Origin of the sequence: Candidatus Erwinia haradaeae (assembly GCF_900698995.1) — a bacterium.
GTDB lineage: Bacteria > Pseudomonadota > Gammaproteobacteria > Enterobacterales > Enterobacteriaceae > Erwinia_E > Erwinia_E haradaeae_C.
Genome location: NZ_LR217735.1, coordinates 502,231 through 515,108 on the forward strand (window position 1 = coordinate 502,231; position 12,878 = coordinate 515,108).

Annotated in this window: 9 protein-coding genes and 5 tRNA genes; 3 read left to right on the forward strand and 11 right to left on the reverse strand. The window is 28.6% G+C overall.

Features of this window, described 5'->3' with window-relative positions:
* Positions 1-639 precede the first annotated feature (639 nt).
* Complete coding sequence (gene murB / locus ERCISPPA3004_RS01565) at positions 640-1,680, forward strand: UDP-N-acetylmuramate dehydrogenase (RefSeq protein ID WP_157990378.1); 1,041 nt, start codon at positions 640-642, stop codon at positions 1,678-1,680.
* Positions 1,677-2,564: a biotin--[acetyl-CoA-carboxylase] ligase gene (locus ERCISPPA3004_RS01570; RefSeq protein WP_157990379.1), complete on the forward strand. Its 888-nt coding sequence runs from the start codon at positions 1,677-1,679 to the stop codon at positions 2,562-2,564. Before murB ends, ERCISPPA3004_RS01570 begins: the two co-directional genes overlap by 4 nt.
* Positions 2,565-5,816: 3,252 nt before the next feature.
* Here the strand turns inward: ERCISPPA3004_RS01570 and ERCISPPA3004_RS01575 are convergent.
* Together ERCISPPA3004_RS01575 and ERCISPPA3004_RS01580 are read right to left on the reverse strand one after the other, a co-directional pair.
* Positions 5,817-5,951: a rod shape-determining protein gene (locus tag ERCISPPA3004_RS01575; protein WP_157990679.1), complete on the reverse strand. Its 135-nt coding sequence runs from the start codon at positions 5,949-5,951 to the stop codon at positions 5,817-5,819.
* 201 nt (positions 5,952-6,152) lie between these two features.
* Positions 6,153-6,392: a rod shape-determining protein gene (locus ERCISPPA3004_RS01580; protein ID WP_157990380.1), complete on the reverse strand. Its 240-nt coding sequence runs from the start codon at positions 6,390-6,392 to the stop codon at positions 6,153-6,155.
* A gap of 1,219 nt (positions 6,393-7,611) precedes the next feature.
* On the opposite strand from ERCISPPA3004_RS01580, the gene ERCISPPA3004_RS01585 reads away from it, so the two are divergent.
* Positions 7,612-7,688 (forward strand) — tRNA-Val (locus ERCISPPA3004_RS01585).
* Positions 7,689-8,215: 527 nt separating this feature from the next.
* On the opposite strand, the gene ERCISPPA3004_RS01590 is transcribed toward ERCISPPA3004_RS01585, so the two are convergent.
* The 9 genes from ERCISPPA3004_RS01590 to minC form a co-directional block, all read right to left on the reverse strand.
* On the reverse strand, positions 8,216-9,022 hold the full coding sequence (locus ERCISPPA3004_RS01590; RefSeq protein ID WP_157990381.1) for a TatD family hydrolase: 807 nt from the start codon (positions 9,020-9,022) through the stop codon (positions 8,216-8,218).
* A gap of 342 nt (positions 9,023-9,364) precedes the next feature.
* Positions 9,365-10,057, reverse strand: a complete 693-nt coding sequence (mtnN, locus tag ERCISPPA3004_RS01595) for a 5'-methylthioadenosine/S-adenosylhomocysteine nucleosidase (RefSeq protein WP_157990382.1) — start codon at positions 10,055-10,057, stop codon at positions 9,365-9,367.
* Between the two features lie 250 nt (positions 10,058-10,307).
* A tRNA-Pro gene (locus tag ERCISPPA3004_RS01600) sits at positions 10,308-10,384 on the reverse strand.
* Between the two features lie 55 nt (positions 10,385-10,439).
* Positions 10,440-10,527, reverse strand: a tRNA-Leu gene (locus ERCISPPA3004_RS01605).
* A 14-nt stretch (positions 10,528-10,541) separates the two neighbouring features.
* Positions 10,542-10,617 (reverse strand) — tRNA-His (locus tag ERCISPPA3004_RS01610).
* Positions 10,618-10,687: 70 nt separating this feature from the next.
* Positions 10,688-10,764 (reverse strand) — tRNA-Arg (locus ERCISPPA3004_RS01615).
* A 181-nt stretch (positions 10,765-10,945) separates the two neighbouring features.
* Entirely contained in the window at positions 10,946-11,218 is a 273-nt protein-coding gene (minE, locus tag ERCISPPA3004_RS01620) for a cell division topological specificity factor MinE (protein WP_157990383.1), read from the reverse strand.
* 3 nt (positions 11,219-11,221) lie between these two features.
* Positions 11,222-12,034, reverse strand: a complete 813-nt coding sequence (gene minD / locus ERCISPPA3004_RS01625) for a septum site-determining protein MinD (protein ID WP_157990384.1) — start codon at positions 12,032-12,034, stop codon at positions 11,222-11,224.
* A gap of 48 nt (positions 12,035-12,082) precedes the next feature.
* Positions 12,083-12,763: a septum site-determining protein MinC gene (minC, locus tag ERCISPPA3004_RS01630; protein WP_157990385.1), complete on the reverse strand. Its 681-nt coding sequence runs from the start codon at positions 12,761-12,763 to the stop codon at positions 12,083-12,085.
* Positions 12,764-12,878: the final 115 nt, after the last annotated feature.

A 12,878-nucleotide genomic window follows, 5' to 3' on the forward strand; every position in this document is an offset into this window, starting at 1 on the left:
TTTATCCACGAATATTTTTAGTATTGTACATACAATAGATAAATTCTTTTAATCAAAAAAAAAGATCTATTTTATTTAAAATATTAATTACTAAATAATATTTATGTTATCTTAAAATAGATTGTTTAATTGGCTTAATTAGACTCTTAAATACTATTGTCTGTTTTTGTAAAATAATCCAATATAAGCATAAATATTTTTAAAAACATACGTGTATTTACTTCTAGTATAAAATAATTATTTTTTGCTAATATTCTGGTTCTAATAATTGCAGGATAGCAAAATGATAGTTAGGATCTTCCTTAAATATCATAAACTTTTCTTAAGATGATCAATGACAATTGACGTATTACGCAGTAATAATATTTTTATTTTTACAAAATATTTGGAAATTTTATATATTTATTTTTGTTTGTATGTATATAACATGTAGCATATCTGTAATATAAGTACTGTGATGCACAATAAAACTCTTAATTAATTAATCTTTATATTATTAGTAATATTATATATAGTATAATTTTCATATAGTAATATTACTAATATATTATTATAAGTTAATTATTTTAGAGAAAATAGCATTATCACTTTTTTAAAAAAGTGCATTTTTCTATTAGCTTAATTATAGAAAGGTTTGGCATGTTTTTTCAAAAAGCTTCACTAAAACCTTGGAATACATTCGGTATTGATGTTTATGCTAATAACGTAACTATTGTGCATAACGTAAGTTCTTTTTTGTGTAATAGTATGGAAAATAGCGTCAGACCAAATGAGCCTATATTGCTTTTAGGTGAAGGGAGTAATGTACTTTTTTTACAGGATTTTCAAGGAAAAGTTTTCATTAACCGTATAAAAGGTATCAGTTTTACAGAAACAACTAACACATGGTTACTACATGTGGGGGCCGGAGAAAACTGGCACCAACTAGTTAAAACAACGTTATATAAAGGTTTAGCTGGGTTAGAAAATTTAGCACTGATTCCAGGTTGTGTGGGTTCGGCGCCAATTCAAAATATTGGCGCTTATGGTGTTGAATTAAAACAAGTTTGTGAATATGTAGATATTATCTTTTTAAATGATGGATCACATCAACGACTGAAGGCTACTGAGTGCTGTTTTGGATATCGTGACAGTGTTTTTAAGCATCGCTATAAAAATCGCTATGCTATTACTGCTGTGGGTTTTAGGTTAATAAAACAGTGGCAGCCTGTATTAAGCCATGGTGCATTAAAAATGCTTAATCCAAAAACAGTCACACCGATGCAGATTTTTCATACTGTTTGTAAAATACGCCGCAGTAAGATACCTAATCCAAAATATGTGGGTAATGCTGGTAGTTTTTTTAAAAATCCTCTAGTAACATCTCCGACTGCTTGCGATTTATTAACACTATATCCAAAAATACCATACCGCTTAAGACATAATGGTGATGTAGTTCTATCAGCTGCTGGATTAATCGATCAATGTGAACTCAAAGGGTATCGCATTGGTGGTGCAGCTGTTCATGATCAGCAAGCGCTGATTCTTATTAACACTGGAACCGCCAGTAGTCAAGATATTGTGAACTTAGCTCGTATTATTCGTCGACGTGTAGGGGAAAAGTTTAATATTTGGTTAGAGCCAGAGGTTTGTTTTATCTCCGCTCAAGGAAAAATAGATTCTGTAGAGGTAATTACATGAAAGATGGCACTTTACCAATCAAGTTAATTAAAATTTTATCAGATGGTAAAGTGTATTCAAAAATCCAGCTTGCCTATTATGTGGGTATAAGCTGCTCGGAGGTTCCATACCTTATAGCAATGTTACGAGAGTGGAATATTCATATTTGTATATTAGATAATGAATATTATAGATTGGCATGTTCAATGCAACTTTTAAATGAACAAAAAATTAATAAAGAGTTACTAGGTGGTTGTTTATCAGTTATACCGGTTGTTAACTCAACTAATCAATATCTATTAGATACTGTATCTGATTTAAAATCAGGTGATACTTGTGCGGCTGAATACCAAAAGAATGGTCGAGGAAAACACGGAGCTCAATGGTTTTCACCTTTTGGATCTAATTTATATTTTTCAATGTACTGGCGTTTAGATCAGAGTTCAATAGCCCCAGCAATAGGTTTAAGTCGATTGATTAGCATTGTTATCGCAAAGATTCTTCGGCAAAAAGGTGTGTTAGATATTCAGGTAAAATGGCCTAATGATATTTATCTGTATGATCGTAAATTAGCTGGGATTTTAGTAGAAATTAAAACTAAAAATGAAAATGTGTTAGATGTAGTAATAGGTGCGGGTATTAATCTATCAATGAAAAAACTAGCAAATAGTATTTTAATTGCAGACAGCTGGATAGATTTACAAGAAACGGGAATATCTATAGATAAAAACTCCTTATTAGTGAGTATTCTGAATACTATGTATATAGCGTTAACAAAATTTGAACAATATGGGATGATTATGGGTTATGAGTCTGTTCTGTATATGGATAATTACATTAATGATTTTTTAGCGCACATTAAAAGTGATTACAAGCCACATAATATTATCCGCTCGCTTGAATAGAATAAGTTAGATATAAATATTATTATTTAATTTTAGCAGAATCATATAGATATTTTATGGGAAGCTTGATATTGAATTCTGTTTAGCTTTTTTTTTAAAAAAGCGTTTATAGCTCTGATAACTATCTTATGCGTTATATATTAAAAAATTTAGTTTATATAAAAGTGAATGAGTCACTAATAAAATTTTTTTATATTTCATACCATATTTTTATATTAAGGATATAGATTCTTTGTCCATTTGTCTACTTCAAGGATTATTTTTGCTTCTTTATAGTATTGCAAATTTTATTTTTGTTAATTTTTTGATTATCAAATAAATCATTTTACTTAAAGAGTGCTTTTGTACGTAGTACACTACGTATACCTTTTAATTGTAATATACTATAATAACAACATATATGGTTAATATATGGAAAATAAAAATAATTTAATTATTATTATTTACAGTATTTTAGCCATTATAAGCTCTTTTAAAAATATATAGTGTTAAACAAATCAACTGATGTTGACGTATCTACATGAGGTCTCTGTTGATTATTCTGATTTTGGAATAATTTTTATAAAAAAATTAAAAATAAACGCCTATCTATATATATTTATATATCAGTATATAATAAAGCATGAAAAAATTTGAATTATATATTTTCATTATTTTGCATAATCATATGATATATTATCATTCTATTATTTGTTAATATAATTAAATATAATATTATAAATATTTATTTATATTTCTTAATGTAATTGTAGTTTTTTAAGAAATGCCTTTTTATTTAGTCTGAAAAATATTAATGTTAGTTGAAAACTATAATTATAATTATACAAAACTATAATTATAAAATAAATTTAATAAGATTAAAGTGGCTAAAACTAATAAAAAATATCTTTTTATTTAAAGAACAGGCAACTAATAACAGATTTTGCATAAAAAAAGTAAAATCATGGTCAGACTATGCCATTGACGAGGTCACTTCAAATATGCTCTGAAAAATGCTAGACGAATTTTAAAAATTATATTGCAAAATTTTTATATCCAAAATCCAGCTAATCTTTATCATTAATATGGATTTTGGATATAGTTTTATTTTTTAAATTGATAAAAGTTTTAAGCGATTGTGTAAGTTATTATGCTTTAATCTAAAGAATGCACTCTGAGATTGGATTTTTAAAGAATCTTAATTATCAAACTTACCGTAAGTTCTATTCTAACATGAACTCGGCATGGACGTAATATAATCCAGTTAATCATCATCAATAATAATTATGATGGTTACAATAACAATAAGTGCTTATGCCAAGGACCAATTTACAATCATATGGCGCTAAAAAAGGTAAAAAAATTACTATATAGTCAGGACTTTAATGGTATCACAAGATAGACTTCTTCTATTTGACTTATTTTACAACTAAAATATTGGTAATATTTTATTATAAATTTAAAATTTTAAATATTTTTATCTAAAATTATGACGCATGCTATCGCCTGGTTTTTTATTTTTTATGCAGATACTAAGACTCTTAAATATCTTGATTTATTATGATAAGTCGTATTGAATATATTGTAAGATGTTTTATTATGATTTTTAGAGAATAATAAATGATACTGTAAATATTTCAACTTTATCAGTGAGTGTGTAAAAAAATTATAGAAGAATAGTTTTTTCTTTTGTAACGCAAGATGCTAAGGCGATAGGATACTTTTTAGAAAAACGATCAACTATGCAAAATGTTGCTCATATGCCACTACATTGGATGTCAACATGATCTTAAAATGTTTTATTTGAAGATTTTTTTAGCTATCTCCAGAAAAAATTGGTCAAAATCCATTATTTAATACTTTAACAGGTATTATGTGAAATAGATTGCGCAGATCAACAAAACTCAACCATTTTAATTTACCAACAATCTAAAAATTGTCTAAATATTTCCTTGCTTATTGATTAATACCTGCTCTATATATTATTTTGTCAATTATTATGTAATTACTACAAGAATCAACAGTAGTTGCAAGCATACTAATTAGTATTTTATTTTCGTTCTGGATCAGATGAGATTGCAATGGTTGTTTAAGGCATATATTTTCTTTATTTGATTAAGTATTCAGAAATATTTTTTATATCAAATAATTTGATATTATATAGCTTAATTCTCTAAGTATAATTTTTTGTGAGATGTTAAGAGTGAGAAAATCTAATCTAAATTTTTTGAAGTTATTTTATAAAAAATATAATATATTAACTGCAGTATGCATATACACGCAAAATTTTAAAAAATTTTAAGTCATGATCGGATAAAATAATTATTTTTGCTATAATAATAGAAAATAAGAACTCTAAGTTTAGAGGCAGATTTTTACTAAATATTGGTTTTATAAATTCAGAATATCTTAATGAAAATCATATTCGATATTTTAGAGTGCTTCAAAAAAGATATATGCTGGTATATATTAATAATAATTAGGATATAAGATCTTATAAATTAGATATGACTTTTCTACATTAAAATAGTTAGGAGAACATTTTATTAAAAATTAGTTATTATAATTATACCTTGTCTTATTTAAATCAGGAGAATGTATTTATTTCTTTTGTATTATAGAGCTAGCTAAATAGAATAACATTTTTAGTAATTCTTGACTTATTGAGAAATACTTAATGTTAATATTTGTTAGATTGTTCATTTAGTAACATATAGTTCTGAATACTACTAATATGAAGAAGTGTCTAGTGAAAAAACCATGATCAGTCATAGTGATACGAATTGGTATTGCCGTGTTGATATTCATTAAATAAGTTTTTATTATACATAGATATTAATAATTTCTGTAATTTTTCAGGTACCACGCACTACATAAGCTAGCAGATTTTTTACAATCACTACTGGAATCCCAGTTTTTTCTATTAATTCATAAGTGATGAAAATTATACAAATAGAACGCCTTGCCAGTTAGAGGGATATGCTTTGTTCAAAAATGTCCACTACTAGTTTAGGTGAGCACTGTTCTAAAGTAACCATGACGATTCTAACAATGCCAATTAACGGATTTTGTATGGATTCTCAAAATCTCTTTAGAGTGTAAGTAAAACTATCTCAAATACCTTAGATAGATTTCTTCCGCGTACTTTAATTTCTGGTGTATTGTCTCGCAGACAAGAAGAATCAATGCAGTGCTTAATATATTCTGCAGTAGTTTAGTTATTTAAGGAACCATAATAAAATCTAATATTATGGTAATTATTGCTTACTTAAATTAATCGCTACCAATATGAACAGCAGAAGAATATACTATACCATTTAATGAAATGCTTATAGCTTTATTAGTCCATTGACGAATATCAATTACCATTAAATCAGTTATCTTAGGAACTGGCAGTCCTGCACCAATAGCGGATAATGCGCGCTCTTAAATCAAGAGAACTCTACGTTTACCAGCACCTGAGGTATAAATATGAATCGTACGATGCTCTATCTGTAGCGCTCCTACTAGAACGCAGGCAAGTACGTTTAGATAGGACGTAAAAACTGTTACTGCATACTTGTTTAATAAAATATTAATACATTATTTTTAGTAATAACAAAATAACAATTACCTCATTTTCATGAGGTGAATAACGATAATATTGCTAGGAGTATAATTTAAAATCTTTCTTTTGTTATAACTAACTGCTTCTATGTTTTTAGGTGATTCAGTGCGATTATGATTGGTAGCAAAAATAGAGGATTTATTAAGTGTAATTCCTTCTTTGTTTATGTACAGTAGAATACTGTCAGTAACCAAATCAATGGATAAATTTTTAAAAAATGTGCCATAAAATTTTTCAGACATGTGATAAGAGATCTCCTTATAATGCGATAAGAAATTTCTTTAAAACTAAAGGTAATATTTAATATTACATTGTATTAAGTTAGGTTGTTGAATAAATTTATAGCTAGCATAAATTAATTTTTACGATAAAATTCCACTTATATTAAAAGTAAATTTTATCCTGTCATAAGTGATGATTTATTTAAAAATTTTACTACTATAGTAATTTATACTACTATAGTATTTTCAGTTGATTAATTAAAATTATGGTACAATACTTTATTTACTAGATGTCATCACGTTAAAAAAGTGTTAATCATTCTTATTTAATAATAATTAAATAGAATATAGTTATTATATTAATAGATATTAATATAATAAAATAGAGTTTTTAGTATTATTAGAATAATTGTAGTTTTATAGTATTGCATACAAGAATAAAGAATATTAAAATTATATAAAAATATTTTTAGAGCATCAAAAGATCTAGAATAACCATGAAGATCTATGCTCTATATATTATATTGAAAATTTCAGTTTGAAATATGGCTTAGTAAGTAGCATGTAATATACTGCGTGTTAATATAATTTATATTGCTTCAATATCATTAGCTATAGATGAGTTATGGTCTCTAAGCTAATACAGGATATACTGTAGGTTAGATGGATTGTATAGATATATTCTTTTTATTCAGCTCCAGGTTTCTATGTGATTAAGATTTTGTTAAAATCTTTCTATACTAGTTATTGGTATAAGCGATCGATAATTGATCATAAAGTTTTATTATAATTAAAAATATTTATGAAGTATTTTTTAAAATTATATGGTAATTAGATTACCATTTAATAATTTTATTTAGATAGGTAGTTTTATCTGAGTTGTTTATTATTTTATTAGGAATAGGACCTTTCTTGAGGTAGTATCATTTATTAATATAATTACTATTAGTCATTTCTACATAATATGAATTATATGTAATATAAATTTAATTATCTGTACTGTTGTGGTTTTAATCATATTTAATGATATATATAACACAAGATCTTAATTTAGCATAAAGCAGTGCTTTAGGTACAACATCTATTCTGTGGATTTTATAATCTAAAAATAATCAGGCATTTTTATAACAATACTTATAGCTAGATGGACATTGTAGCATTACATTAGATGTAATGCTTAGAAACAATATGTGAATAATGTTATTATTGAAATTTCTTAAGTATGTATTTTTGATCTAATGCGTCCGTAGCTCAGTTGGTTAGAGCACCACCTTGACATGGTGGGGGTCAGTGGTTCGAGTCTGCTCGGACGCACCAAAATTATGATATTAATTTTGTACATATATTACTAATGTCTATAATAAAATCATGATTTTCATGATTAATGATAGACTTTAATTGGTATTTTTAATACATAACGAGTATGACTAAAAGATAAATAGTTTTTTTATATACTAATAGTAAATAATTTGTTGTGTGCATAATTAAAATAGATCATTGTGCACAAATAAGCATGAAATATTTTAGGTTTAAGAAGGTATGGGCTGTTAATGTTTGGTAACAGTTATTATATAGTAGAATAATCGCAAGCATTTATTTTCAAATACTATGAAGATTACAAGTAAATCATATTTAGGTAACTTTTGATGGAAGTGCAGTTTAATACAAGATCGATCCTACACGGAACGATAGTAAATAACAGTTTAGGAAAATTATATGAGATATATTACATATACTTGTGTCAATAAAATGTATAATTATGAGTAATTATTACAAGTGTATTATTAGAATTGATAAAAATGTTGAAGCAAAGTTATTTGTTGGTTGTTTTTAAAAAAATAAAATTAAATTATGGTATTTCTAATGTTTGATGAAAGATTAAATAATTTACGAGCATTGAAAGTTGTTGTATTAGATAAATTTAAAATATTATCTCCACGCAACATGGCAATTTTTTGCACAATATGAGGTAAAAAGCTAGGCTCATTCCGTCTAGAAGATGGCAAAGGGAAAATATCCTTTGGTATTAACCAGGGTGAATCTGTTTCTATCACTAAACGATTAGATGGTATTAGTGGTATTAATTTACATAATTCTTTTCCTCTTTTTTTATCGCATATCCAACCTGTAATGCCAATATAAATATCGTACTCTAAATAAATTTCTAATTCTGATTGTGTTCCTGTAAAGCAATGCACCAAAGCTGCTTTGAGATTAGGAATCCAAGGTGTAAGAATGGACATAAAATCTTTATGAGCATCACGGCAGTGCAAGAAAACTGGCATATCAAGCTCTGTTGCCAGTTCAACTTGAGCCTGAAAGGCATACATTTGTTCTTTTTTTGTAGAAAAATTACGATAAAAATCTAGCCCGCATTCTCCTATAGCTACAATACGCGGATGAACTGCTAATTTGCGTATCTCAGAATAAATTTTTTTTGACCATTGGCTGGCATAATGAGGATGAATGCCAATCGTAGACCAGAAATATTTCGTATCTTTTTCGGCCAATACAATCGCTTGGCGACTATTTAAGATAGTCGTTCCAATAATGATCATCCCTATTACCCCAGCTTCTCGCGCGCGCTGTATTACTTTATCATAATCTCTTATAAATTCCTGACTTGTTAAATTAACTCCAACATCAAACATTATTATATCCTGTTTTTAAATATCACATATAAAAACTACTAGTGAATATATATATTAGAATTAATGATCATTTAACAACACGTAAATATGATATATTTAGACAGGCTATAAGATCAATAAGTAGATTATATATTTGATTTAGAAATGTAATAAAAGATAAATTGCATAAAAAAAATAAAAATTCATATTAATCAATTTTAATAATTTTTTATTATATAGTTAATTAGTTCATTATAGAGTAATATTCATTATGATTTTAACATAATTTTTCTGGAGTTTTATATAATAAAAATTGTTTTTTCATTGTAAAAAATAATACAAATAGTAAATTTACTATTTGTATTATATAAAATACGTTAATATATTTTCAACCACCAATGAGGATTTTTGCGCGGCTATATTTAAAAAACTATGAAAGTTGCTAGGTGAACTTCTATTGGAAAAATCAGAAATAGAACGTATAATAACAAAAGGAACATTACATTGATAGCATACATGACCAATAGCGGCAGATTCCATGTCGACTGCAATTGCTTCAGGAAAATAATATCGAATACGCTGAAGTGGTTCGTTTCCTTGAATAAAGGTGTCTCCAGTAACGATAATTCCTCGCATCGAAAAAATATTCAGTTTTTGAATGCAACATTTTGCTATAGTGATTAAATTATGATCAGCTTGAAATACACAGGGACAATTTGGCACTTGTCCTAATTGGAATCCATAAGTTGTGACATCTACATCATGATACTGGACTGCACTGGAAATAACAATATCTCCTATTTTAAATTTAGGATGAAGTCCTCCTGCTGAACCGATGTTGATAAGTATATTTATTTTATATAGGTTAATTAATAATGTAGCACTTAATGCTGCTAAAACTTTACCGATACCTGATTTTATAAGAAAAACCTCTACTCCACTTAATAGACCACTATCAATTTCTGCGCCGGATAAATATATCTTGCTTCTTTTTTTTATCTGATGACGAAGTATATTTACTTCTTCTTCCATGGCTCCAATTATGCCAACTTTCATAGCAAAACTTTGCTCCGGTTTATGAGTATAATGGGAAGATATCATGAAGATTTTGATATTTTATTGTAACATGAGAGCTGATGGTTTTTGTTACTTGGCATTGCTTCGTGAGATTTCTTTAAAATTATTACATTTAATTTAATATTATAAATATTATAGGTGATTTTTATTATTTAGAACATCTAAATGTTTTATTTTATAGATATAACATATCCATAAATAGATATTGTCAAGTGATAGATTCACTAATTGGTCGGCGAGAGAGGATTTGAACCTCCGACCCACTGGTCCCAAACCAGTTGCGCTACCAGGCTGCGCTACTCACCGTATATTAATTCTAATATAAGTCATTATCATAGGATAAAATATAATTTAGTTAAGGTGGTGCGAAGAGAGGGATTTGAACCCTCACGTCTTTTACAGACACTAACACCTGAAGCTAGCGCGTCTACCATTTTCGCCACCTTCGCATAAGATATAAGTCTGGGGTGGCTAATGGGACTCGAACCCATGACAACTGGAATCACAATCCAGGGCTCTACCAACTGAGCTATAGCCACCAGATAACTGGATTATTTTTAACCTTACTAGTACACAATAATTATCTTAAATACTTAATAATACTTTTGATGGTGCGCCCGACAGGATTTGAACCTGTAACCTTTGCCTCCGGAGGGCAGTGCTCTATCCAATTGAGCTACGAGTGCAAAATATACAAAATAATATTATACTTGCTAAAATTTATTTTGTCTACTTTTTTATAAAATTTCATAGTGTAGATTTTTGATAAATCATAAAAATGTTTTCTATTATAAAATATATATACTCTTTTCTAGATATGATGACGAGCAGAACTGCAATAAAAGGCCTAAAGATAAAAAATCGTAACTAAAGATTTTTTTTTATATCTGTTTCTGGAAATGTAATATTTAATTCCAAAATAGAGATATCTTCATATTTTTGATCTAACTTTACATTTAACATATGTGGATTAATTATAAAGTATTTATCAATGACTTTTAATAAATCTTTTTTTAATTGAGGTAAGTAATGTGGCTCGTTTTCTCCTTTTCTTCTCTCTGCTACAATAATTTGCAAACGCTGTTTCGCTATACTAGCGGTACTTTTTTTACGGGATATAAAATAATTAAGAAAGGCCATGGTTTACCCTCCAAACCAGCGCTTTAGAAAACTTTTTTTTTCTTCTGTAATAAACCGAAATGGGCGTGACTCTCCAAGTAAGCGAGCAACAGTGTCAGTATATGCTTGGCCTGCATTAGATTTAGGATCAAGTATCACTGACTTACCTTGATTAGAGGCGCGTAACACTGATTTATCTTCAGGAATCACTCCAGTTAGAGGGATACGTAGGATATCTAGAACATCTTCTATACTGAGCATATCACCACAGTTAACTCGCCTTGGGTTATAGCGCGTTATCAGTAGATGTTCTTTAATTGGTTCTATATTATTTTCTGCTCGCCTAGACTTAGATGAGAGAATTCCGAGGATTCGATCAGAATCACGCACAGAAGATACTTCTGGATTGGTAGTAATAATAGCTTCATCAGCAAAATATAGCGCCATTAGAGCACCAGTTTCAATGCCAGCTGGCGAGTCACAGATAATAAAGTCAAAGGCCATATTGTGTAGATCCTCTAGAACTTTTTCTACACCAGAACGACTTAGAACATCTTTATCACGGGTTTGTGAAGCAGGTAAAATAAAAAGATTTTTAGTGTTTTTATCTTTAATTAAAGCTTGATTTAAAGAGATATCACCGTGTATAACGTTTATGAAATCGTATACCACACGTCGCTCGCATCCCATGATTACATCAAGATTACGCAAACCAATATCAAAATCAATGACTATAATTTTTTTACCTTTCTTCGCTAAACCGGTTGCAATAGCAGCGCTGGATGTGGTTTTGCCTACACCGCCCTTGCCAGACGTAACAACAATTATACGTGACATATATAAGTTTTCCTTACAATCTTAAAAGATAAGGTAACTAAGAATTGCTTAGTTGAGTTTTTGAATAGTCAAAATGCCATCTTGTAGATATAGGCGTGAGGCGCAACCAATAGAATCATTGGGTATCTGTTCCATTATCCAGTAATGACCAGAAATAGATAATAATTCTGCAAATAAACTAGTACAAAAAATTTGACAACTGTCATCTCCGCTTGCCCCAGCCAGTGCACGACCGCGCATCACCCCATAAACATGAATATTGCCATCTGCAAGTACTTCCGCTCCCTCGCTAACACTATTAATGACAACTAAATCGGCATTTTCCGCATATACTTGTTGACCAGAGCGCACGGGAGATAAAATGATTCGGGTTTTTGCAAATGACCAAGTAGGAGTCACGTTCTCTTTAGCAGATGTATGTACTTGAATAGAATTCAATACAGGAAGACCAGAGCGTATTATAATATTTTTTAACTGTTCATCTTGGCAACCGCTAATACCAACAATAAAAAGACCAGTTGATAAAATAGCTTGTTGTATTTGATGCCAATTTACTTCTTTTGTCAAAATTGAAACATTTACTATCACTGCCGCATTGTTTAAAAAATGAGGAGCGCGACTAACTTTCTCCTTGAGTGCTTTTTGTATAGTAAAAGGGTCGGTGTGATGCAAATGCAGCACAGGCAATGTAAAACTGCTACCTTTTAAATCAATTGGTAATTGCGACATCAGAACTTTTGCTCTCATCATGATTATAGTATAATAATCTTTAATATAAAAGAAATGGCAGACTTTATTTTTATTGCATCTAATTATGATAGCTAATATTTATCGTACTGCTTAA

Excerpts from the sequence above, each read along its gene's own strand:
- minD (WP_157990384.1), bottom strand. The coding sequence starts at position 12,034 with ATGTCACGTATAATTGTTGTTACGTCTGGCAAGGGCGGTGTAGGCAAA.
- minC (WP_157990385.1), bottom strand. The coding sequence starts at position 12,763 with ATGTCGCAATTACCAATTGATTTAAAAGGTAGCAGTTTTACATTGCCT.
- murB (WP_157990378.1), top strand. The coding sequence starts at position 640 with ATGTTTTTTCAAAAAGCTTCACTAAAACCTTGGAATACATTCGGTATT.
- mtnN (WP_157990382.1), bottom strand. The coding sequence starts at position 10,057 with ATGAAAGTTGGCATAATTGGAGCCATGGAAGAAGAAGTAAATATACTT.
- ERCISPPA3004_RS01580 (WP_157990380.1), bottom strand. The coding sequence starts at position 6,392 with ATGTCTGAAAAATTTTATGGCACATTTTTTAAAAATTTATCCATTGAT.
- ERCISPPA3004_RS01570 (WP_157990379.1), top strand. The coding sequence starts at position 1,677 with ATGAAAGATGGCACTTTACCAATCAAGTTAATTAAAATTTTATCAGAT.
- ERCISPPA3004_RS01590 (WP_157990381.1), bottom strand. The coding sequence starts at position 9,022 with ATGTTTGATGTTGGAGTTAATTTAACAAGTCAGGAATTTATAAGAGAT.
- minE (WP_157990383.1), bottom strand. The coding sequence starts at position 11,218 with ATGGCCTTTCTTAATTATTTTATATCCCGTAAAAAAAGTACCGCTAGT.